This window comes from Bacteroides sp. 2201st1_D9_2201SCRN_220225, assembly GCF_040928965.1.
GTDB lineage: Bacteria > Bacteroidota > Bacteroidia > Bacteroidales > Bacteroidaceae > Bacteroides > Bacteroides stercoris.
On record NZ_JBCODG010000001.1, the window covers coordinates 87,864 to 109,505 of the forward strand.

35 protein-coding genes are annotated in these 21,642 nt (G+C 42.1%); 22 read left to right on the top strand and 13 right to left on the bottom strand.

Annotated elements, in window-relative coordinates; all coding sequences use genetic code 11:
• The 12 genes from AB5903_RS00400 to AB5903_RS00455 all read left to right on the top strand — a co-directional run bounded on the left by AB5903_RS00400 (nucleotide 1) and on the right by AB5903_RS00455 (nucleotide 10,127).
• Nucleotides 1-258, top strand: a complete 258-nt coding sequence (locus AB5903_RS00400) for a hypothetical protein (RefSeq protein ID WP_044300328.1) — start codon at nucleotides 1-3, stop codon at nucleotides 256-258.
• Nucleotides 255-671, top strand: coding sequence for a hypothetical protein (locus tag AB5903_RS00405; RefSeq protein WP_005655452.1), 417 nt, complete (start codon nucleotides 255-257; stop codon nucleotides 669-671). Before AB5903_RS00400 ends, AB5903_RS00405 begins: the two co-directional genes overlap by 4 nt.
• On the top strand, nucleotides 671-1,111 hold the full coding sequence (locus tag AB5903_RS00410; protein ID WP_005655451.1) for a hypothetical protein: 441 nt from the start codon (nucleotides 671-673) through the stop codon (nucleotides 1,109-1,111). The genes AB5903_RS00405 and AB5903_RS00410 overlap by 1 nt, the downstream gene beginning before the upstream one ends.
• A gap of 84 nt (nucleotides 1,112-1,195) precedes the next feature.
• Nucleotides 1,196-1,633: a hypothetical protein gene (locus AB5903_RS00415; protein ID WP_005655450.1), complete on the top strand. Its 438-nt coding sequence runs from the start codon at nucleotides 1,196-1,198 to the stop codon at nucleotides 1,631-1,633.
• Nucleotides 1,623-2,738 carry a DUF4417 domain-containing protein gene (locus AB5903_RS00420; RefSeq protein WP_044300327.1) on the top strand — a complete coding sequence of 372 codons (1,116 nt, stop codon included), beginning with the start codon at nucleotides 1,623-1,625 and terminating at the stop codon, nucleotides 2,736-2,738. Before AB5903_RS00415 ends, AB5903_RS00420 begins: the two co-directional genes overlap by 11 nt.
• 6 nt (nucleotides 2,739-2,744) lie before the next feature.
• Entirely contained in the window at nucleotides 2,745-3,350 is a 606-nt protein-coding gene (locus AB5903_RS00425; protein WP_005655448.1) for a hypothetical protein, read from the top strand.
• Nucleotides 3,351-3,382: 32 nt separating this feature from the next.
• Nucleotides 3,383-3,622, top strand: coding sequence for a hypothetical protein (locus tag AB5903_RS00430; RefSeq protein ID WP_005655447.1), 240 nt, complete (start codon nucleotides 3,383-3,385; stop codon nucleotides 3,620-3,622).
• Nucleotides 3,623-3,720: 98 nt separating this feature from the next.
• Complete coding sequence (locus AB5903_RS00435) at nucleotides 3,721-4,197, top strand: hypothetical protein (protein WP_008642501.1); 477 nt, start codon at nucleotides 3,721-3,723, stop codon at nucleotides 4,195-4,197.
• Nucleotides 4,184-5,614 (top strand): phage terminase large subunit, encoded by a 1,431-nt coding sequence (locus tag AB5903_RS00440; protein ID WP_008642503.1) that lies wholly within the window; start codon nucleotides 4,184-4,186, stop codon nucleotides 5,612-5,614. Before AB5903_RS00435 ends, AB5903_RS00440 begins: the two co-directional genes overlap by 14 nt.
• A 15-nt stretch (nucleotides 5,615-5,629) precedes the next feature.
• On the top strand, nucleotides 5,630-7,054 hold the full coding sequence (locus AB5903_RS00445; RefSeq protein ID WP_005655441.1) for a phage portal protein: 1,425 nt from the start codon (nucleotides 5,630-5,632) through the stop codon (nucleotides 7,052-7,054).
• Nucleotides 7,054-7,383, top strand: a complete 330-nt coding sequence (locus AB5903_RS00450; protein ID WP_005655439.1) for a hypothetical protein — start codon at nucleotides 7,054-7,056, stop codon at nucleotides 7,381-7,383. The genes AB5903_RS00445 and AB5903_RS00450 overlap by 1 nt, the downstream gene beginning before the upstream one ends.
• 134 nt (nucleotides 7,384-7,517) lie before the next feature.
• A complete protein-coding gene (locus AB5903_RS00455; protein WP_044300326.1) occupies nucleotides 7,518-10,127 on the top strand; it encodes an ADP-ribosyltransferase in 2,610 nt (869 codons plus the stop codon).
• Between the two features lie 40 nt (nucleotides 10,128-10,167).
• Here the strand turns inward: AB5903_RS00455 and AB5903_RS00460 are convergent, their stop codons facing one another.
• The 13 genes from AB5903_RS00460 to AB5903_RS00520 form a co-directional block, all read right to left on the bottom strand.
• The gene (locus AB5903_RS00460) at nucleotides 10,168-10,491 is read right to left on the bottom strand and encodes a hypothetical protein (protein WP_044300325.1); all 324 of its coding nucleotides are present in this window, start codon (nucleotides 10,489-10,491) and stop codon (nucleotides 10,168-10,170) included.
• A complete protein-coding gene (locus tag AB5903_RS00465) occupies nucleotides 10,484-11,257 on the bottom strand; it encodes an ADP-ribosylglycohydrolase family protein (RefSeq protein ID WP_044300323.1) in 774 nt (257 codons plus the stop codon). The genes AB5903_RS00460 and AB5903_RS00465 overlap by 8 nt, the downstream gene beginning before the upstream one ends.
• A 1-nt stretch (nucleotide 11,258) precedes the next feature.
• Entirely contained in the window at nucleotides 11,259-11,507 is a 249-nt protein-coding gene (locus AB5903_RS00470) for a hypothetical protein (RefSeq protein WP_044300322.1), read from the bottom strand.
• A 288-nt stretch (nucleotides 11,508-11,795) separates the two neighbouring features.
• A complete protein-coding gene (locus AB5903_RS00475; RefSeq protein WP_055234523.1) occupies nucleotides 11,796-12,266 on the bottom strand; it encodes a hypothetical protein in 471 nt (156 codons plus the stop codon).
• A gap of 13 nt (nucleotides 12,267-12,279) precedes the next feature.
• Nucleotides 12,280-13,350: a DNA cytosine methyltransferase gene (locus AB5903_RS00480; RefSeq protein WP_118413750.1), complete on the bottom strand. Its 1,071-nt coding sequence runs from the start codon at nucleotides 13,348-13,350 to the stop codon at nucleotides 12,280-12,282.
• Nucleotides 13,350-13,625 (bottom strand): DUF3846 domain-containing protein, encoded by a 276-nt coding sequence (locus tag AB5903_RS00485; protein ID WP_024986357.1) that lies wholly within the window; start codon nucleotides 13,623-13,625, stop codon nucleotides 13,350-13,352. The genes AB5903_RS00480 and AB5903_RS00485 overlap by 1 nt, the downstream gene beginning before the upstream one ends.
• 1 nt (nucleotide 13,626) lies before the next feature.
• On the bottom strand, nucleotides 13,627-13,821 hold the full coding sequence (locus tag AB5903_RS00490) for a hypothetical protein (protein ID WP_226766601.1): 195 nt from the start codon (nucleotides 13,819-13,821) through the stop codon (nucleotides 13,627-13,629).
• A 192-nt stretch (nucleotides 13,822-14,013) separates the two neighbouring features.
• Entirely contained in the window at nucleotides 14,014-14,193 is a 180-nt protein-coding gene (locus AB5903_RS00495) for a hypothetical protein (RefSeq protein ID WP_055234357.1), read from the bottom strand.
• Between the two features lie 11 nt (nucleotides 14,194-14,204).
• Nucleotides 14,205-14,345, bottom strand: a complete 141-nt coding sequence (locus AB5903_RS00500; protein ID WP_162487773.1) for a hypothetical protein — start codon at nucleotides 14,343-14,345, stop codon at nucleotides 14,205-14,207.
• Between the two features lie 39 nt (nucleotides 14,346-14,384).
• Nucleotides 14,385-14,591: a hypothetical protein gene (locus tag AB5903_RS00505; RefSeq protein ID WP_044300318.1), complete on the bottom strand. Its 207-nt coding sequence runs from the start codon at nucleotides 14,589-14,591 to the stop codon at nucleotides 14,385-14,387.
• Between the two features lie 3 nt (nucleotides 14,592-14,594).
• Complete coding sequence (locus AB5903_RS00510; protein ID WP_044300317.1) at nucleotides 14,595-14,960, bottom strand: hypothetical protein; 366 nt, start codon at nucleotides 14,958-14,960, stop codon at nucleotides 14,595-14,597.
• 11 nt (nucleotides 14,961-14,971) lie between these two features.
• Nucleotides 14,972-15,223, bottom strand: coding sequence for a hypothetical protein (locus AB5903_RS00515; protein WP_007219348.1), 252 nt, complete (start codon nucleotides 15,221-15,223; stop codon nucleotides 14,972-14,974).
• A 25-nt stretch (nucleotides 15,224-15,248) separates the two neighbouring features.
• Nucleotides 15,249-15,488 (bottom strand): hypothetical protein, encoded by a 240-nt coding sequence (locus tag AB5903_RS00520; protein ID WP_005655420.1) that lies wholly within the window; start codon nucleotides 15,486-15,488, stop codon nucleotides 15,249-15,251.
• 457 nt (nucleotides 15,489-15,945) lie between these two features.
• Here AB5903_RS00520 and AB5903_RS00525 point away from each other — a divergent pair, with 457 nt between their 5' ends.
• The 10 genes from AB5903_RS00525 (at nucleotide 15,946) to AB5903_RS00570 (ending at nucleotide 21,608) form a co-directional block, all read left to right on the top strand.
• Nucleotides 15,946-16,551 (top strand): hypothetical protein, encoded by a 606-nt coding sequence (locus AB5903_RS00525; RefSeq protein WP_005655418.1) that lies wholly within the window; start codon nucleotides 15,946-15,948, stop codon nucleotides 16,549-16,551.
• 8 nt (nucleotides 16,552-16,559) lie between these two features.
• Nucleotides 16,560-17,207 carry a hypothetical protein gene (locus tag AB5903_RS00530; protein WP_008642519.1) on the top strand — a complete coding sequence of 216 codons (648 nt, stop codon included), beginning with the start codon at nucleotides 16,560-16,562 and terminating at the stop codon, nucleotides 17,205-17,207.
• Nucleotides 17,208-17,226: 19 nt separating this feature from the next.
• Nucleotides 17,227-18,462 (top strand): hypothetical protein, encoded by a 1,236-nt coding sequence (locus AB5903_RS00535; RefSeq protein WP_044300313.1) that lies wholly within the window; start codon nucleotides 17,227-17,229, stop codon nucleotides 18,460-18,462.
• A gap of 11 nt (nucleotides 18,463-18,473) precedes the next feature.
• On the top strand, nucleotides 18,474-18,800 hold the full coding sequence (locus tag AB5903_RS00540) for a hypothetical protein (protein WP_044300312.1): 327 nt from the start codon (nucleotides 18,474-18,476) through the stop codon (nucleotides 18,798-18,800).
• A gap of 5 nt (nucleotides 18,801-18,805) precedes the next feature.
• A complete protein-coding gene (locus AB5903_RS00545) occupies nucleotides 18,806-19,141 on the top strand; it encodes a DUF6706 family protein (RefSeq protein WP_005655413.1) in 336 nt (111 codons plus the stop codon).
• Between the two features lies 1 nt (nucleotide 19,142).
• Nucleotides 19,143-19,475, top strand: a complete 333-nt coding sequence (locus AB5903_RS00550) for a hypothetical protein (protein ID WP_005655412.1) — start codon at nucleotides 19,143-19,145, stop codon at nucleotides 19,473-19,475.
• Nucleotides 19,466-19,936, top strand: a complete 471-nt coding sequence (locus AB5903_RS00555) for a hypothetical protein (protein ID WP_005655410.1) — start codon at nucleotides 19,466-19,468, stop codon at nucleotides 19,934-19,936. Before AB5903_RS00550 ends, AB5903_RS00555 begins: the two co-directional genes overlap by 10 nt.
• Nucleotides 19,933-20,358, top strand: a complete 426-nt coding sequence (locus AB5903_RS00560) for a hypothetical protein (protein WP_005655409.1) — start codon at nucleotides 19,933-19,935, stop codon at nucleotides 20,356-20,358. Before AB5903_RS00555 ends, AB5903_RS00560 begins: the two co-directional genes overlap by 4 nt.
• Nucleotides 20,359-20,373: 15 nt before the next feature.
• Entirely contained in the window at nucleotides 20,374-20,883 is a 510-nt protein-coding gene (locus tag AB5903_RS00565) for a hypothetical protein (protein ID WP_005655408.1), read from the top strand.
• A 68-nt stretch (nucleotides 20,884-20,951) separates the two neighbouring features.
• A complete protein-coding gene (locus tag AB5903_RS00570) occupies nucleotides 20,952-21,608 on the top strand; it encodes a hypothetical protein (protein WP_032592241.1) in 657 nt (218 codons plus the stop codon).
• The last annotated feature ends 34 nt before the right edge of the window (nucleotides 21,609-21,642 follow it).

Sequence of the window (21,642 nt, forward strand, 5' to 3'; positions counted from 1 at the left end):
ATGGCTAAAATAGTAGATAACCCCAAAAGGTTTAAGGTGATTGAGTTGAGCCGAAACGAGTTGGCTAAAATTGGCGGTATTGGTATTTGCGATAGATGTAACGGTACTTCTAATACTGGCTATTATGTAGCCGTGCTAAATTGCTGGTTTTGTCCTAAATGCTACAATGAATGGTACGTATGCGCCACTCATTACCCGGAAGATATAAAGATAGAAAACAAAAATTTTGAGTTTTATAAAAATTTATTTGACCTATGAGCAAAGAAGAATTGCAAGCAAAATTGGCGAAAGCCAACGCAGAGAACAAAGGTATGGTGGTTTACCCTGAATACTTCAAGAAGAAAAAGAAGCGTATGCGCCCCGACTTCATAAAGAAGCTGGAAGAAACTGCAAAAGCGGATTTTACCGATGTGGATGATTACGGAGTGTATAAAGTTGGTTCTTTCCTCTATAGGAATGCCTTTGTAACCATATCTAAAGAGGATGGGCTATGGACGTTGCACGTGATAAGTGAAGCCCCGATAGGTTTGCCGCTCATTAAAGAGGTGAGGTACAAGTATCTGCCTAATAACCTTATGATGGCTCAGATTTTCGGAGATAGAGCCGAAGCAAACGAGATTAAGGGCGTTATTCTGTATCAGATTCCCAACGGAGAAATGGAGGCTGAATAATGATTTATGTAGGGATTGATACGGGTGTAAATACCGGGTTCGCTGTTTGGGATAGCAAGCAGCGTTCCCTACTTCAAGTATGCTCTTTGCCTATACATAAAGCGATGGAGCGTGTACGTTCCTTGTATGATGAGTATAAGGCTGGTATAGGTGACAAAGTGATTGTAAGGGTGGAAGACCCCCGGCAAAGAACGTGGTTCGGAACGGAGCGTATGAGCCGTGAAATGGAACGTAAGAAGTTGCAAGGTGTAGGCTCTGTGAAACGGGATGCCTCTATATGGGATGATTATCTAAAAGAGTTGGGCGTGGAGTATGAAATGGTTGCCCCGAAACGCAATGTAACCAAGCTGACACAAGAACGGTTTAAGGCTTTGACTGGATGGCAAAAACAGACAAATGAGCATGGACGTGATGGTGCAATGTTGGTTTATGGCTTTTAGTATTCTTTTTACGGTTAAATATGTGTTTAGTAAACGCATATTTAGTATATTTGCAATATGATTCACCAAGTAAACAAATAAGCTATGGGTATGTATATTCTTATCGGATTAACGCTGTTTTTTTTAGCCTTGTTGCTCATGACCGAGTATATAGGTAGGAACTTTTGGAGGTTTGCCCCAAAAGAGCATTTGAAGCAAGGGGAAAAGATACACGTTTATATCAATGGCAAATACGATAGGCACGCAACCATTACGAGCGTGTCCGATGATTCGGTTAGTATCTATGGTGCGGTGTCATTGCCCGTTGATTACCGGGGTTCTTTCTATGCCATTGGCAAAGATTCCGTAGGTGCAAAGCTGGTATATGTGAAGTACCGCAGGCGTTACCGCTTTGTGAAGTTCTGTGAACTTTTTAGAAAGGGCTTCTGTGTAGAAGATGATGAGGAACAATTAATGCCGGATTCCCATTCTTCGGAGAATGACGAAACCAAAGACGAAACGGAGGTTGAGAATGAAATGTAGTGAGATTACATACAAGAAAGTTTCGGAGCTGGTTTTGTTGCCTGAAAATCCACGTACCATTACGAAGAATGACTTTGAAAGGCTGGTGGATTCCATAAAGATAAACGGCTTTTGGAAACACCGACCTTTGGCGGTTATGGAGCGTGACGGTAAACTGGTGGTATTGGCAGGAAACCAACGCTTGAAGGCTGCAAGAAAGCTGAAACTTGCCGATGTGCCCGTTATTCTTTATTCGGAACTGACCCCGGATGAGGAAAAGGATATTATTCTGAGGGATAATATCAACAATGGCGATTGGGCTTACAATGCCTTACAAATGGATGAGTTTTGGAAAGATGTAGATTTCGGCTTTATTGGGCTTGATTTTCCATCCGATGATGAGAAGCCCGGAAAGAGTAAGAAGAAAGCGGCTAAAGAGGCAGAGGAAACGGAAGCCGACCAAAGCGCAGAGGAAGAAATGGACGATGAGGAACAAAGCGAGGAAGAAGCCGAAAAGGAATCTTTCTACCGTTCCATGTTTAAGGACGTTCTTTATGAAAGCGATAACGTCTTTGAAATTCCCAATCTCTTATTGGATATGCAAGCTGGAAAGGTAGAATTGCCTTTATCTCCGTGGGGTGCTAACAGCCGTTTGCGTAAAGATGTGGCGACATATCATTTCTATGTGGACGATTATCGCTTTGAGGCTCTTTTCAAAGACCCGATAAATTTACTCACAAGCGGATGCAAGGCGGTGGTAGAGCCGAATTGTAGTTGCCACGACCAAACGCCTGTAGCGTGGGGCATTCAGCTTATTTACAAGAAACGTTGGCTTTCTCGTTACTTCCAGGAATGCGGAATCAAAGTTTATGCTGACTTGAATGTTTCTCACAAGTTTATTGAGTACAACAAAATGGGTATTCCCAAAGGATATAATGCTTTCTTTACCCGTGGGCTGGACGGTTGGATGGAAAGCCTTAAATCTGATTTGCAAGTAGCCCAAGAAATAAGCGGGCTTGAAAAACCAAACCTTATCGTTTATGGTGGGGGTACGGAAATTCAGAAGTTCTGCCGTGAACATGGGCTGTTGTACGTCACAGATTTTATTAACGCAAAAAAGAAGTAAAGTATTATGGGACGAAATTCAAGTGGAACACGTGGAGGACTGCAACCGGGTGATGCAACATATAAAGGCTCTGTTGGTAAGCCTGAGCCTTTGGTAAACATGAAAGACCCGGCTCTGTATAAGGCAACCAAAGAAGCTATTTCACGCTATCATTCCGTACTTGGTGTAAGGCAAAAGAATGTAAAGTTGGCAGAACTATCGGCTGGCACTTATGGCGTACACGTTACGGCTAATGGGAAGTCAGAGGGTGTTTACCTTAACAAAAAGCATTTCATGCAAACGAAAAAAGCTGTGGAAGCCTCACACAAGAGAGGCTATGCGAGTGGGTGGAGTACGAAAACCAACAAAGCGGTAGCCCATACCGTAACGCATGAGCTGGCGCACGCTACATGGAATGCAAATATGACAGGGGCAAACCAAAAAGCGGCTGGAAAGGAAGTGAATAAATTATTTAAGTCTTGGAAGAAAGACAATAAGAAATCCGGGTATGGAAAGTATGCGGAAACCAATGTGTCGGAGTTCTGGGCTGAAACCGTTACTAAAGCGATACATGGTAAAAGTGATAAATATACCAAGAAAGTAAAGGAAATCTGCAAGAAATACAAACTATAGAGGTATTTTTGCTTAAATTAATTCAATGCAACATGGAGAAGATAGAATTAACCGCTGATGAGATTAAGGTAATCAAGCAGCAATTAAATGGTGAAATCGAGGTTTGGAATGCTGATGATTATCAGCAAAAGCATCTCACTTCGGTAATTGACAAGGCGAACGCCCTTTTGGAGGAATTGGATGCCTACGATGAAATGATAGACGAAAAGGGCGGTGATACCATCCTTTGGTTTTGGGATAAGTACAAGGCACAAGAGAGTATCATAGAATAATTAACCGGGTAAAGGGAATCGGACGGTATCACGCTATCCGATTTTCTTTACTTCATAAATGTGTTTGCAGAACACATAAACCAACGATAAATCAACGGATGGCACTTTTTGAGAAAGGAAATAAAATAGGGAATAGATTTTCATCTGATAACCAACCCCAAAATTCGGGTAGGAAGCCGTCCGTGTATAAATACATCAAAGATATTACGGGCAAAAAGGTAGCTCCGGAAATGAGCAAAGAGGACTACTATAAGGTTATCCGTTTCTTGATGGAGAGTACGCCCGAAACTTTGGAGGGGTTGGTTAAGAACAAAGACGGAACGCCCAACAAGAAAACGCCCGTGTGGGTGCTAAATGTGGTGTCTGCCATTAACGCAGATATTCGCTATGGTAGGACTTATACGGTAGATAGTCTGTTTGATAGGGTTTTCGGTAAGCCCACCCAACAGATAGAGAGCGAAGTAAACGCACAAGTAACCAACAACAGCATGGATTTGTCGGCTCTTACTACGGATGAGTTGCTACAATACAATTCCTTGCTGGAAAAAATAAAGGCAGGCAATGGCACGAAGTAAGGTTACAGACGTGCCGATGGCACTTGCAGTGAAGATTGAGCTTTTCAAGCGTGGTTGTTTCGACTTCATCACCGTAAAGGATGGTTTGAAGCATGAGAAGCAAGAACACGCTTTGAAGATACTTACCGACAATGAACACGTTGAACTTTTGTACGGAGGTGCTGCCGGGGGTGCAAAATCATGGACGGGTGCGGTGTGGCTTCTGTTTATGTGCCTCTGTTATCCCGGTTCAAAGTGGTTTATCGGACGTGCCGAGTTAAAGCGTATCACACAATCTACACTTATCACATTTTACAAGGTTTGCAATCAATACGGGGTTGATGATACCTTGTACAAGTATAACGGGCAATACAATTATATCGAATTTTTCAACGGTTCACGCATTGACTTGTTGGACTTGCAATATAAGCCGGGCGACCCTCTGTATGAGCGTTACGGCTCAATCGAATATACAGGCGGCTGGATTGAAGAGGGTGGCGAGGTGAATTTTGGAGCTTATGATACATTGAAAACACGTATCGGGCGACACCTTAACAATGAACTGGGGTTGAGGCGAAAGTTATTCATTACGTGCAACCCTAAAAAGAATTGGATGTATGATACATTCTACAAGCCGGATAAGAAAGGGGAATTGCCCGAATATATGTACTACCTTGCTTGCCTTGTACAAGAAAATCCATTCATAGACCCCGATTATATAGAGGGCTTGAAAACCACAAAGGATAAAGTAAAGCGTGAACGTCTTTTGAAAGGTAATTGGGAATATGACGATAACCCCAACGCCCTTTGTTCACATGATGCAATCTGTGAGATATTCGGGAATAAGATTTCAATCAAGACAGGTACAAACTATATTACAGGTGATATTGCACGCTTCGGAGCTGACTATGCCCGTCTTGCCGTTTGGGACGGTTGGCATATCATAGAGCTACAATGTTTTCCCGTGTCTAAGACTACCGATATTCAGACGTGGATAATCAACAAGCAAAAGAAGTATAGAATACCCAACCATAAATGTATCGTTGATGAGGACGGTGTAGGCGGTGGAGTGGTGGATAATTGCGACATTCAGGGATTCGTGAACAACTCTACCCCTTTCAATGGTGAAAACTACCAAAACCTACAGACCCAATGCGGCTACAAGCTGGCAGACCACATAAACGCTACGGAAGTGGGGATAGATGAGGATTTGATAAGCACTGCCGATAAGGAAGAAATCATAAGGGAACTGGAACAACTGCAAACATGGAAAGCTGATTCGGACGGGAAACTAAAATTGAAACCCAAAGAAGAAATCAAGATGGATATTGGTTGTTCCCCGGACTGGAGGGATATGTTTCTGATGCGAGCATGGTTTGACTATAACGAGTATGATATACCCGATGATATAGAACGCAGATTAGGTATAACCGCTTAAAAACAATAAAGCAAAATGGGATTATTAAACATTATTTCTAACGAGGTAAAGGCGGCTATTGGCTACCAACAAAACTTTGCCGACCTTTTGACGGCTAAGGATGTGACCCGTGCTCTTTCCATGATGAAAGCCCATGCGGAAGAAGCCGCCAATAATTTACGTGAGTATAAGATTGACACTCACAAAGTGATGGAGCGTAAGGATAGAGCCGTTTACGATAAGAAAGGCAACTTTCTACGTTGGAGTAAACGGTGGAAAATCCCCATTCCTTACCCTCAATTCATCAATGAAATTTCTTTGGTGTTTCTCTATGGCAGACCCGTAAAATGGCAACAGCTTTCAACGGGTACGGATTATGCTTTTCAGAACTACAAAGATTGGCTGAATGAAATACATTTCAATGCCAAAGTTAGAGAGGCTAAACGTTTGGCTGGTGCGGAGGGCATTTCTGCCATTCTTTACCATGTGTACCGGGATAGTGATAATAAACCATCCCTTTTGCTGAATGTGTTGAGCCGGGAAAACAACGATGATATTTATACCATTCGTGACCAATACAAACGGATTACCGCTTTTGCGTGGGGTTACTATCTGACAGAGGCAGGCAACAATACCGTTTACCATGTGGATATATACACTAAAGAGACTGTATATCGTGCCAAACGTGGCAAAATGGGTTGGGAGGTTGAGATAAAGGATAATCCAATAGGGAAAATTCCCGTGCTGATATTTGAGCAAACGCCCGAACATAAGGAGGTGCAACCCATGATTGAACGCTCTGAAATAATGGAAAGCACCGATGCAGATACTAATGACCGCTTTTCTAACCCGGCAATGGTGGCTACTTCTGAAATCCTCAATAGCTTGCCAAAGTCGGAAGAAGAAGCCAAACTGTTTATTCTCAAAAATGGCGGTGATGTACGCTACCTTACATGGAATGAGGCGAGCGAAAGCAAAAAGAATGAGTTTGAAAGATTGGATAAACACATTCTTTCAAAGTCTTTCACGCCCAACATTGATTTTGACAATATGAAATCATTAGGCAACCTTTCGGCAAAGGCTATACGCAAAGTGATGTTGCTTGCCGTTATCAAGGCAGAACGCCACAAGGAAAAGCACGATGATTATATGAAACGCCACGCTAATCTTATGATAGCTATTTTAGGTAATGTGCTTGACTATCGGCATAAGGCTGAATATGATGCCTTGCTGTTAAGGCATGAGTTCCAAGAGCCTTTCGGGGAAGATGTGAGCGAATTGCTTGCCGACCTATCTAAGCAATACAATGATGGGGCATTGAGCCGTGAAACCTATGTAGAATTGTCCTACCTTGTAAAAGATGCGAAACAAGAAATAGAGCGGCTAAAACAAGAAGAAGCGGAACGGATGGAGCAACAAATGGAGTTAAACAAAATGGACGTTTTCGGAGGGGCTGAATAATGGAAATAAAGACAAAATACAATGTTGGCGATAAGGTTTGGATTATGCGCAATAATAAGCCGGAGAAAATCCAAATTAGCAATATTGAAGTGGAGGTAATAGGTGATGTACCTGTAGGTACTTGTTCCCTTTCGGGGGAGTATTATACCAAAATTATATATGTAGAGGTGCAAAGAAGTGAATATAGAAGTTTTGGTGATAAAGACCCAATTTGTAAGCATAATGAATGTAATTGCTTCAATACTAAAAAAGATTTGTTATACAGTTTCTTAGATGATAGCGACTATGGCAAAGAAGAAACAGACATCAACGCAGAACTACCATTGTAGGGACTGTAAACACGCTTTCGACTTCCACGAATTGAACTGGAAAGGTGAGCCGTTCTTATGCAAATGCCCTTTCCATAAATACAGCAAGTTTTTAGATAAGGACTATTGCACCAACTTTAAACTAAAGTAGTGGCATGGCAAAGAAGAAGTACATAGACTATAAGAAGATGCAAGCGGAGCTTTTCAAGAGAACGGAGGGTTACGCTGCCAATGTCCGTATCATCTACCAACAAGTATTTGAGCGAATAATTAACTTGGTAAAGGGTACGGAGTTGGAGGATGGGAAGCCTTTCTCTTTTGCCGACTATGGGTATAGTGAGGAAGTTACGCCCATTCTTAGGGATATGTACAGCCGTGTTTACCAAATTATCCGGGGCGGTGTAGAAAAGGAATGGCTTGCATCTAACGAGAATAACGATGCTTTGGTTAAAAGTGTGTTCGGTGAACAATCAATAAAAGATAATCACTTTGCCCGTTTCTTCAAGCGCAACAAAGAGGCTATGGATGCTTTCTTTGCCCGTAAGAGTGGTGACGGTGGTTTGAATCTCTCTCAAAAGGTTTGGCGATATACGGGTATGTTCCGTGATGAGCTGGAAAATACTTTGGATTTGGCGATTGGTGAGGGTGTTCCGGCTAATCGTTTGGCGGCTCAGATAAAGAAGTATCTACAAGACCCCGATAAGTTTTACAGGCGTTTCCGTATCAAGGTAGGGGAAGATGAGAACGGGCAACCTATCTATGGTAGAAAGTGGAAACGCAGGGTTTGGGACAAAGAAGCCAACTCCTACAAATGGGTGGATGATAGCCCGAAACATTTTCATCCGGGGCGGGGCGTGTACCGTTCATCCGCACGTAACGCCCAAAGGCTTGCACGGACTGAAACCAACATTGCGTATCGTACAGCCGATTTTGAGCGTTGGGCGCAACTCGACTTTGTGGTAGGAATTGAAATCAAGTTATCCAACAATCATCCCGTATCTGACATTTGCGATGATTTGAAAGGTGTGTACCCTAAAACATTCTGTTGGAAAGGGTGGCACCCGAATTGCCGTTGCTATCAAGTACCCGTACTGGCAAAACAAGAAGAATTGGACGAAATGCTGGATAAGATTTTGGACGGGGATAATCCGGCAACGGTGGAATGTGAGGAAAAGGTAAAAGAGCTGCCATCTCAATTTACCGGGTGGATGCAAGACAATGAGCAACGCATCAAGGATGCAACGGAGAAAGGGACTTTGCCCTACTTCCTACGGGACAATGAAAAGGTTATCTATCCACCGACTGCAAAAGAGATAGCGAAAGCCCGGCACGAAGCCCGGACGGAAGCGGAAGCAAATGCCATCCGGCAACGGTGGAATGTGAGAAAAGCGACCTATCACTATGGTAATAATATACTCCGTGTTATGGGTGGTATTTCTGACGTTGATACTACGGCTTTAGCTGAGGCTCTAAAACACCCTGATTTGTCCGCTATCATGTTGGAAGCCCGTAAACTGAAAGTTATAGGCAAGGAGATTTATTCACTGGGTTACATAGATAGCCCTATGGAGGTGGCTAAAAAGTTCTCTTTAGCCGATGCAAAAGCCGTAAACAAGGCGGTTGCTGATAAGCTGGCACAATGGGATAGCCTTTCTTTGGAACAACAATTAAAGAAACTGAATTTTGAAGCATACGACTTCTTAGGTGGTAACTATCACAATGTACAACAGAAGTACCCAACGTGGCAGGTGTCACAACAAGCCTATGTTAAACAGATTGGCATTGTTCAAGATAAGATAGATTGGAAAGCCATTAAGGATAGCTATGCCGACCTATCTAAGTTCTCTACCAAGTCCAAGCCTTACCAATCGCTCATTGCACAGCTTGAAAATGCAATCAACGGCAATGATAAAGCAATGGCACAACAAACCATTACGGAACTTAATGCAAGGAAAGAAAGCATTGAAAAAGCCGCTGCCAAGCGTAAATCAAAAGTCAAGGATGTTAAGTTTAAGGATTCCGATTTTACGCAGGAAAGAAAGGATGAGGCGAAATGGTTTATTCATAGTTCGGATGCAAACGATTATTTCTTTGATAATGCCGTGGATATGTGGAAACTTGCAAGCACCAATGAAAAGGCGGCTATGTATCAATATACGGCTGGTAGTAGTTACATAACAGAGCCTTTGCGTGCTATCAAGGGATATTATCACTACTATGGTAGTAGATTGTCCGAAGCTGAAAAGCATATTGCCGATATGACCCAATATATAGCCCGAAGCACACTTAAAGATGATGTTTGGGTAAAGCGTGACGAAATCAGTGCTTTTGTAAACTATCGGTTTGGGCTGTCTGATTTGGATGCTTACATATCTGACCCGTCTAAGCTTGTTGGCAAGGTTGGTACGGATGATTCCTTTATGTCGTGTGGTAATTGCCGGAATACGAACTTTGGAAGTAAGCCCGTTTGTCTGAATATCTATTGTCCGAAAGGTACACAAATGACCTACGCAGAGCCTTTTTCTGCATTTGGTTCAAGCCATGACAATGGGGACTATTGTCCGGGTAAGAAGTGGAACGGAACTTCTAAGCCTACAACAACGGGGGAAAATGAAATCATCCTACAGCGTGGCACTAAATTCAGAATCACTAAAGCCGAATACACAAATGGCAAATGGTATATAGATATGGAAGTTTTGGAACAAAGCCCGAAAGTGATAAAGGATATGGTTTCTACTCCAATGGGATTCTATTGCAAGTATTGACAACAAAAGAAAGGCGCATCAATTACGGTGCGCCTTTACTTTAATCTTTTATGTATGTAGTCCGATACAGCTTTCTAAAATCCTCTATATCCACCCTTTCAGCATATTTGCAGTACCGATTGAAAAGCACCGCTTTCAATGTGATAGGCACACCATCGTACAATTCAAAGCTGGATAGTCCGGCATCGGTGTACTCCTTTAGAATAGGGGCAATGAGTTTACACCCGGCATCGGTGGCAGGTATAGTTTGTTCAGTCCACCATTTTTCACAAAGCCAAAACATTTGCTTATCGCCATCTTTGAACGGGCATACCGTTTCGCCTTTGTAGAAGCGGCAAAATGATTGTAAATCGTTTTTATACATATTGTTTTCTATTTAAGTTTCCGAAAAAATCACCAACTACATTGAGCATATCAGTAGGCAACAAGTCAAATGCCTTGTCTGAAATTTCTTTGGGGACACCCCAAAGGGCTTCTGCCATTGAGCCGACTATTGCCCCTATCGTGTCGCTATCTCCACCCCATGAAATAGCCCGTCTGATTGCATCCTCAAAAGAGGTGCTTACACGAATAATTTTCAAACAAAGCGGCACAGTGCCTTGACACGTTTCATCAAATACTCCGGCATAATAATCGTTTACCATGAATTGAGGATAGTACGATTGCATTATATTCTCAAATGCTTTCTGATTGTGGGTTGTCCTCAGATAATAAATAGCGTGTGCGACTGCTACGGCTCCTTTAATTCCCTCCGGGTGATTATGGGTTACTATAGCCGTTTTCTCTGCCTCCATCAAAACCTTATCCAAGTTGTCATAAGCCCATGCAACCGGGGAAACACGCATTGCAGAGCCATTGCCGAAGCTGTTATATGGTTGTGGGTTGTCTGAGGCTATCCAGCGGGCAAAGCTGCCACCGTATGCCCCTTTCGGATTGGGGTATGCTCTACACCATTGGAGAAACTTATCTTTGTAATTTGCGCCCGTATTGATTGCATCCGCTACCGCTATAGTACAAATGGTATCGTCTGTAAACGTGCTATCCTTTGTGAATAGTTCAAAGTTGTAGTTATCTGTATTGTTGAACTCAAAGCGTGAGCCTACAATATCGCCTATAATTGCTCCTAACATATTATACCTCCTTTTCTTTTCTGATACCCCTATTTGATTGTTTTGTATGGAGTGTGCCATATCGTATAATGGCTTTTCTACCCTTATGTTCGTCATTCCTTAGAACATTCCAAAGGGTTTCTTTCGAGCATCCTACTACTTCGGTGGGCAACAGCTCATATATAGCGGTAATGCTGCCAAAGTAGTAGTGACGTTTGCCCTTGTATGGCTCTTTCAATTCTACATGAATGACCTTTCTTTGCTGTTTCATTACTATATGTGTTCTATAAACGCAAAATTACTATATTATATTTAATAAAACAAATATTTACCCAGTTTATTTCATTATACAAGGTTATTGTGTTCTTACAAATAAGCCTCACTATATGCAGAAACTATTGTATCTCCTTTCTGTTACAAGTCTTTTTTCTCTTGATGTTTATCAAACGCCCCCATTTCATGCCTGTTTGATGATTTCTTACATAGGAACACATATATTCCGTATATCCTTTGATAGTCCTGATATAAAACCATTTGCAACCATGACAATTTTCAAGTTTCATTCTTCAACTCCTTTCGGCTTGTTTATGGGTTTCCAGTGAGTGATAGTAACTTCAAATTCGGACTTATCGAAATTGTCGAGATAATCTTCCGTCCATCCATATTCATTCCAAACAGATGTAAGATACCCTATTTCTACAATGCCAGTAGCTATTTCCTTGTACTCAACTCTTAGCAAGCATGGGGTATTTCGTTTCGGTACATCATTCGTATTTTCTTTACACTCATGCCATTCCTCAAATTCGTTCCAACGCCTTGCTATTTCTTCACAAAGGATATTTGAACTTTCCACATCGCCCAAATGTATTTTGGCTATTGATAAGTTCCATTGGTCTTTAATGCACAATTCGGCATCCATTTCATCCTCTCCGAATATTCGTTTGCCCCTTGCTGGAATGCAAAGCATTTTCAATGTACCAGTTTCTAATTCACCTTTGGCATACTGCCAATTCAATTTTATTTTTGTCATTTCACTTTCTTCTTTATAGTTTTGATAGCCATTGTTCATAAACCCGTGTAGCCACTTGCGCCATCATAACAGGCGGCACACTCATACCACAAATGTAATGCGGTGAAAAGCCGCAAAAATCATAGTCTTGTGGAAACGTGGAAATATTGCACACTTCGGCAGTTGATAGATAAACAGGCTTCTTAAATGGAATTGCACTATCAGAATGAGCCGTAAGCGTGTTGCAAATTTCATCCTCATACAAATAACATTGATTGAAAAATCCTCTTTTGCCTGTCAGCTTCCGATAAGCATTTGACATATCAATATCCCCATGTGTTCTATTATCAAACATTTCTTTCATGCGCTTGCCGTATGGTTTGCCCATGTAATCCGCAAATTCTCCGTAGCAAATCCCCGGCTCGTTGAAGTCCATGCTAATATGTGGCTCAACATTGAAGAGGTCAGACACTTTCAAGAAATTCACGCCCAAATCATGCCTAATACATACAAAGAACACCCGGTTTCGCATTTGTGGAACACCCATCTTTGACGCATCCAGCAAGAAATGTTGGCAATAATATCCGGCATCTTCAAAGTCCTTGTAAATGCGCCTTACATAATCTATGGCATTACCCATAAGCAAGCCTTTCACATTTTCCGCTATCACAACCTTTGGTTGCAGTGCCTTTGCCAAAGCTATGAAGTCGAAGAAAAGTGTATCAAGAACTTGTGCCGTTTGCCCCTCTCTGAACACCTTTTCTTTGCCCCAATCCTTTTCACGGTTGCCAGATAAGGAGAAAGTGGAACATGGGGGTGAGCCGTCCAAAATATCCAAGTTGTAAAGTTCGGGCGGTAGCTCTCTCTCTCTCTCTCTCAATTCTCTTATATCCCCTAAAAAATTGAACCGTGGTGCATGGTTGGTTACATACACCTGATTCACTTTAGGGTCTATTTCATTGCAACCTATCACATCAAACCCTGCCAACTTGTAGCCCATAGTTGAACCGCCACCACACGCAAAACAAGAAAACACCTTGCCTTTGTCTTTAGTGAAATTGGCTTCTGCCAGCTTCCAGTTATAAGGGAATTTATGAATTTCCATTATTGCACCTCCTCATCTTTACACATAACGACATCGCCACAAATATAATCCCAACCAAAAATAGCATTGTGTTTATGCGCTATTTCTGTGGCTGTTTCGTTGGAATCTAAAACGTCTTTCCCATTATCATTGATTACGAGAATATCCCCATTGTGTAGGTTTATAATATCAATGTAACCATCTACGAACTTTTGCAGTTCATCCAGTTGGAAGTCCAGCCCGTTTTGAGGTTGGATTTCCAATTTACTTCCGTCTGTCTTTATCAGTGTTGCCATCTTATTTTGCCTCCTTTCGTTTTAGTTGAAGTTTTACCTTTTCGGCATCAAACTCATAGTTCATACACTCAGTAAAGTTTCCCATTATAAGCATTAGAGGGAAGAGCATACCATGCTTACATCCTCTTCCAAATTCGTCTGATGCTGCCTTGCATGAATCACATCTATAAATGTCTTGTACTGTTACTATTGCCATTGTGAGCCTTCTTTCTTGCCTTGTGAACGCCTTTAGTATAATTGCGTTCAACACGTCTAACGTCATTGTATTTTGCTTGCGCTGTAGATTCTATCATGTGGGGCTTTTCGTTTCCCACCCAATGAGCATCCGGGTGTTCCTGCTGTATTGCCGCTAAAATTGCATCTTTCAATATTCCCATATCCTAAAATTTTATTGGTTGATACACACGCTTGTTGGAACGAGTAGTTTATAAGTCGTCCCGTTGGGAAAACCATCTTTAATGGCTTCTTTTATCTCTTTTGCGGATGGAACGCTGTTGCGCACTCCAAACTCAATCTTTCCCAAACGTCTGCCGTTATGGTCGAAAATGATGTAAGTGTATTCATTCATAATTCTGAAATTTACTTGGTTACTACTGTTACAAATTGGCACTTTGCCCAAAGCGTAAAATCATTGCTGCTTATGTACTTCTGATTTTTGGCTTCAATGGCTTTTGCTTGTTTTTCGCTAATCTCTTTGCCTTGTAAATAATATTTTTTCATACGGTGTTGCATTGTGGTAGCCAGTAGGCTACCTGATTATTATATAGTAAATTCACGTTTGAAGTCTTCATCATCTTTAATGTATTCACTCAATGCAGATAATAGCCCACGTTTACTTCCACATTTTGCAATACTGAATAACCCGTTATTCTTCTGTTCGTCTGTTGCGATGAAGATGTAGCCATCTTTAACCTCCGGCTTGAATGACTTAATTTGCGATTTTAATTTTCTGAAATTGATAGCCATATCTTATTTTCTTAGAATTTCATCAAGTATTTTTTTATCAGCATCCCAAAGATTGTACCCTTTGGCAATTTTTCTTCTGATATATTCTTTTTCTCCAATCATAGCGATTGCTTTTTCTCTTAAATCTGATGCACTCCACTTTTCGGCTTGTTCTATAAGAAAGTTTGCAAGACATTTGCGTTCTTCGTAAAGTTCACGAACTAACACCGTTTTTTGCTCTATTTCTTTCAGAGCTGCCGGGTTTTTCATCCACAATTTGCAAAACGCATCTTTATCAAGGTCTGTATTCATGTAGCAAGTTTCAACCTCTGTATAGTTGTCCGCTGTTAGCTTCAACTCGGTTCTTTCTTCAAATTCTTTCTGTGTCATGGCGATATGTATTATAGTATTGATATTTCTTTTTGAGCTAATTTGCTGTCTGTGAGGCACAGCACTTCATATTTCATTTTTTTGTAGTTGTAAACTACTTCTAATGTGTTTTGCCCTCTGCCGTCTGCCCTTTCGTCATAAATGGTTTTGATATGCTGGTACATGATATTACCCATCATAAAGTTTACACATCCCGAATCATAGAAGTAAAATGCTACCGCATATTCCAATGTTTTCTTTTTATCAATACTCTTAGTTGCCATAATCTGAAAATTTAGTGTTGCATTATTATTTTTGTACTTTGTATATTTCAACGTCAGGTACTACTTTCTCTACTCTGTTGCGTATGAAATCGGTAATAATATCTTCGTGGCTCCACTCTTTAGAATAAGACATTGTATCATGGTAGCCATCACAGATTACGCTTCCATTGCTGGTTACGGACAAGCTAAAATAGATAGCCATTTCTGCTAAACTGTGGCACTTAAAATGCTTGTTTCCTTTTATTAGAATATAATTCACATCCATATCACATATATTTTAAACGTTATCAATCTTATTACGATGCAAATATAGGCTATATATTTAATATAACAAAGTATTTGGATATATTTTTGGATATATTTTCAAAATACCTATGTGATAGTTGGTTTTGATAGTCTTTTAGTGGTGATTTCCTTTATTTAAGATGGACGGAAATGCCTAAATGGATATATTTACTGCAAAATAGGATATATTTTGCGTTTTTATGAGGATATATTTTCGTTGAGTGAAAAATATTATTCCTATTGTGTTAATCAAACACATATTTGTTATATTGAATATAGTAAATGAAAAATCGCTTTTACGTCTTGTTTTTAAGCGTAAGATGCTAATAGGCAAGTAATTTACCGAGTAAAATATGTGTGTTTATAGAACGCATATATGATTTTATTTCATATCTTTGCTCTGTAGAAGTTCAACTTACTAAATAACAAAAGCAACAATGAATAAGAAACTCTTTGAGAAAGTCAAAGGCTTGTGTAAAGACACTGGTCTTTCGGAGAAGTACCTTAAAGCGATAACCGAAAAAATGGGTGGCAGCATTGAGGATGATTCTACCGATGATGAGGCAATAGAAAGTACGGCAAATCTGATTGCGGAAGTGGCTAAGGAAAGTCAAGGTGAAGCAACCCGATGGGCAAACAAAAAGAAACCAACCCAAACCGAGGATGAGGAAGAGGAAGAAAGAAAGCGTAAGGAAGAAGAATCTAAACGTAAGGGCAAGGTGGCTTTGGACGAAGCGACTGAAAAGAGGTTAAAGGAAATGGAGGAAAAGATTGCTAACTACGAAGCCAAAGAAAGCAAAGAAGCCCGTGCGAAGGAAGTAGTTAAGGCTATGGAAAAGCACAAAATCCCGGCTTATCTCCGTGACCGTTTGGCAAAATCAATCTCCGATGATGAAGATATTGAGGATGCCGTTTCCGCTTACAAACAGGAGCTTATTACAAATGGGCTTGATGATGAACACTCAGGGGGTTCTAAGGCGGCAAGTGAAAAGCAAATTGATGAAGCTGCTGATAGCTTGCTGGAATCAATAACCGTAAAATAAAAGATGAAATGAAAAGAAAGACTGCTTCATTTACCGGGATGCGACCCATTTTCACGGGTTCGCCCTCTATCGTGCAAGGCGGCTTCAATCTGGACGTGGAAAACCAACATTTCGCTGTTGGCGATACCGTGCCTGCCGGAACGCTTGCTATCAAGGATGAGGTGAAAAGGACGGTGCAAGTCATCAAGACTGCAAAAGTGGTGGAAGTGGATGCGGAAAACACCAAGAAAGTAAGCCTGTACGTGGATGAGTTCTACGAGCCTTGCTTTGCCGTTGGTGATTTGGTGCTGAAAGACGGCACAGCCGCTACAGCCATTGCCGATGTTCCCACAATCGAAAAGATTGAGCGAAACGGAAACAATTACATTGTCACTCTCTCCAAAGCCATTGCCGGGCTTGTAAAGGATGATGTATTGGTAGAGGTTGTTTCGGACGGACAAACTGCCGCAAAATCAAAGGAGCGTGGCACTTCCAACTCCGTACTGATTGCCGATGTGGAAGTAGGCGAGTTTGAAACCTCTGTAGATGTTTCTGCCGACACCATGCAATACGCAATGTACGAAAGACGTGTGCCGCCTATCCCTGCCGGGCAAAAGGACACTACGGGCGATTACTTGAAAGGGAATCCCCACGTGAAATTAACGAAATCACACTAACTAAAATTAGCGTAACGACATGAAATCTATTTTTTCAACATTCAAAGGGCTTCACAAGGACGGCAAACCGCTTGACTTTTTGGCAACGTGGAAAAAGACTTTTGATAAGGCTTCCGAACGTGAAACAACCCTTTTTCAGAAGATGTACTGTGATAGTTGGTTTACTACCAACACGCCCCAAATGTCATTGACTGCCGAGGCACTTGTAGGTAAGTACAACTTGCGTATCATGGCTACATTGATTGGTGATGAATCACCTACACCTATGAGGCGTTCTGACGGCTTCGATGTGTGGACTAAGGAAATCCCCCGTGTGGGTCACAAGTTCCCCATGTATGCACGTGATTACCGTAAACTGATGGAGGTTTACGAAAATCCCCGTTTGAGTGAATCCGCTAAGGTGAAGCAAATTGAAAAGACCCTTACCCACGACATGAAAGATGCTTATTTGGGCTGTAAGGACGTGATGGACTTTATTGCTTTGATGGCATTCTCTAATTGGGGTGTGGCTCAGTTCGTGCCGGAAATCAACAATCCGGGTGGACGTAAGTACGAGGTGGATTATCAAATGCCGGAAACAAACAAGCTGGTATCAGCTTTCTTGTGGAACTCTGCCAATACCAAAGCTGGCAAGTTGTCCCCCGTCCTGATGTTGTCGGCTATCTGTAGTGACCTGCGTAACCGTGGCATTGAGCCGGGCGAAATCCTTATGAGCCAAGACCTCTATTTTTGGTTGCGTATGGACGAAACGACCCGTTTGTTGGTACATGGTAACGATAAAAAGGCTCAGACCGTAACAACGGCTCAGATGGCAGATTTGCTTGCTGGTAATGAAATCCCCCCTGTAACGGTGATTACCCGTAAAATGGGTATGGATATGGACGGTAAGCGTAAATCGCTTGAACCGTGGAATCACAACTTTATCTGTATCAAGCCTGCCGGGGTTATCGGTGAAATTCAGCCCGCCATTGAAGATAGCGAGTTGATAGAGGAAGAAAACGTGGACTACATGAACGCTGGCGGTGGTATTCGTATCGCCAAGTGGCGTACCGGGGAATCCACTGGTCAAGTTGCAGCCGAATATACACAAGGCTCTGGACGTTTGTTGCCTCTTATCACTGAAATTGGTGCTATCATCTGTTTACAGGTGCGTGGCTTTGAGGAAAAGGAAGTACCAGCCGATGCAAATGGTGTGGCACGTACCTATTGGACTAAATCCGAATTTGAGAGTGCAACAGCTCTTGAAGTAGGCTAAATCTTTTGCTTATGGAACTGGCAGTAAAGAAAGCGTTTATAGACAAAAACGACAAAGGCAAAATCTACAAGGTAGGTGAAACCTTGCATACCGATGAGCTTAACCGAGTTAATGATTTGGTTGCAAGGGGCATTTGTGTGATTAAGTCTTTGGAAAGTAAACAGGCTGAAAAGGTCACTTTCCAAGACAATGAATATGATTTGAATGTGGTAAAGGATGCTTTGGAATCCATCAATGCCCCCGTTGCCAAAAATGCCGGGGTTAAGAGTGTAACCAAAGCGATTGAAGCCCTTTCAGATGAGAGTGTAACGGCTTTGAAAGAAGCCCTTGAAAAATAGTAGTGATGGGAACTTTGACAAAATACAATGCGTTGGTGGGTGAGCTTGAACCCTATACCCCAAGCCGCCTTGCTTTGCAAAAGGCACTTGCTGATGTGAAGATAAGCGACTGGGATAGTGAGTACAATGCCGACACAGACCAACGCACGATAGCCATAGCCGCTATAAAGGTGCTAAAGCGGATGATTGTGCTTACCAATGACACGTTAGGTAAGTCCTCACAAGGCTACAGCGTGGAGAAATTGGAGAAGCGCATTAAAGACCTTTGCAACGAGAACGGTTTGGACGTTTCGGATTTTGTCGAAGTTTCTTCCATTACGGACGGCTCTAATTTGTGGTGATATGGCACGGAATAACGGAACTTTCAGATACACCGCTTTGCCCCTTGAAGCAACGAGGGATGAAGCAACGGGATTTTACACGGACGATGATGCGCCCGTGTGGGTGAAAGGCTGTGAGTGTCAAGTGGAGAAATTCATACCTGCCAAGCAACGATTGGGAACGGACGGGCAAATGTATTCATACACCTTTGATGTGTTTTTACCATCCTACTTTGAGGGTGATTTGAGTATAGGCGCACGTGTGGAAGTGACTTTGGAGCGTGGAGGTGTGGATGAGTTCACCATTTCGGGAATAGATGATACAAACCCTAAATACATAGAGATATGGGGATAATGCCGATGTTTGACAAAGGGGCTATCTTAAACCCCGTGGCTGCTTTCCAAAAGCAACTTGAATTGGCTTTCGTAACCTTGTTAAAATACATGGGCGAAAAGCTGGCTAAGTATGCTAAGGATAGCCACAACTACCAAGACCAAACGGGCAATTTAACCAACTCTATAGGCTATGCCGTGGTACAGAATAAGGAAATCGTTTACTATGGTGGGTCAGACCAGCCCGGAGAGGGTGCGAAAGCCATGTTGGAGGCTGCAATGAAGTATGCCGCCACGCTGCCAAACACTTTTTCCCTCATTATAGTAGCCGGAATGAATTATGCCGCCTACGTGGAAGCCAAAGGGTACAACGTGATTCTACCTGCCGAACTGAAAGCCAAAAGCGAACTTCCTGCCGAGATTAACAAGTTGGTGATGAAAGCTAATAAGAAAGCAATCGAATTATTCGGGAACGCAGCATGATAACGACTGAGGAAATAGCAACAAAGGTTTACGCCATGCTTCAAGCAAGCGAGGTGAAAAACTTCATTTCGGGTGTGATTGATTACGAGCGTAACGACTACACCAAAGAGGATGTGATAATTGTCCCTCATACGATAGACGGTGAAGCATCCGTGCGCTACGGTCAGATAAACGTGAATATTCATGTGCCGGATAAGGTGATAGCCAAAGGCAAGGGGCAAGCCGTTTACAGGACACATTTTAAGAGGCTCATAGAGATAAGGGCAAAGGTGGTTGAGGTGTTGAAAAACCATTATGAAAGTGGGAAAGGCTATAACTGGAACATAGGGCGGTTTAACCCACCGATTAAGGAGAAAGACCAAAACGAACATTTTGTTTCCCTTGCTTTGGAGCTTACAGTAAGAGAAAAGAGTATCAACTAATAAAAAATTAAGATTATGCCGATTTTAGCAACAATGGGGTTGAAAAAGATTTATATCGCCCCTGCCATGACCGATGGAAGTATGCCCGCAAAAGGCAACCAATGGCTTGATTTGGGCGATGTGTATCAAGACACTTGCAACTTGAAAGATGATTCTCCCGAAATCACGGAACATAAGTCGGAAACGTCAAGCAAGGTTATTACGTTGGTGGGTGAAACACCTACAAATGTGGAGCTTTCTTTGATGGACCCGGATTTGGAATTGCTTGCACGTTATTTCGGTGGTACTATTGCTGGAGAAAAGGGCAAGCGCACTTGGATTCGTCCACGAAAATTGGAATACAAGGAGTGGGCGTTATGGATTCAACCGGAAGAGGGCTTGTTTATCGGGTGTGCCAATGTGCGTATCATCCCGACATTCGAGATTACCTATTCTTCAAAGGGTATCTGCCTTGTGCCTATGACTATCAAGTTTCAATCAAACTTGCAAGCAAGCGAGGAAATGAGCGACCCAACAGTAGCATGACACTGAAAAAGTCTGAGAACCGATAGCCTCCTATCCCCGGATGGGGGGCTTTTTAACTTTTAAGACAAATGGAACAACTGAATAATGAACGTGAATTGACCCGTGAAGAACGCTTGGAAATCGAAGAAAAGGCGATACAGGCACTTGTGAACATGGGAGTGAAATTCAATGTACCGCTTAAAATTAACCCGGTAAAACCGCCACGCTTCATCCGTTGGTGGAATAAGCATTTTCCGAACCATGTAAGGATGTGGCGTGACAAACGTATTCCCAAAGGCTGGGATGTGTCCGAAACAGAAGTACCCAATGCCGCTTTGCAAACTATGGAGCGTGTATATATGCGCCACTTCCATTTGAAGCCTCTTTATTTGGGTACGATGGATTGTTTGAGGCGGTTGTATCTGAATATAGAATACGATGAGGAAAAGATACAAGCCGAACCCATACAGGAAAGCAAACGCCTTTTCAAGTATATTCCTCTGATGGCTGAGATTGCAGCCGTAGCCGTGCTTAACAATCCCGTGGTAGCAGACCCCTCTAAAGACAAAGAGGTGAAAGCCTTGAAAGCGTTTTTCATGGAACACCTTACATCTACCCGGCTTGAAAAGCTGGCAGACGTGATAAGCCAAATGATGAATCCCGGGGGTTTTACGTCCTCTATTCGGTCAATACGGGAGATAGGAACGACCAATCCGAAGAAACTCAAAGCAAACCGAGTAGAGTAATCGGGCTAAATAGCCCGTGGGGTAATCGTGGGGA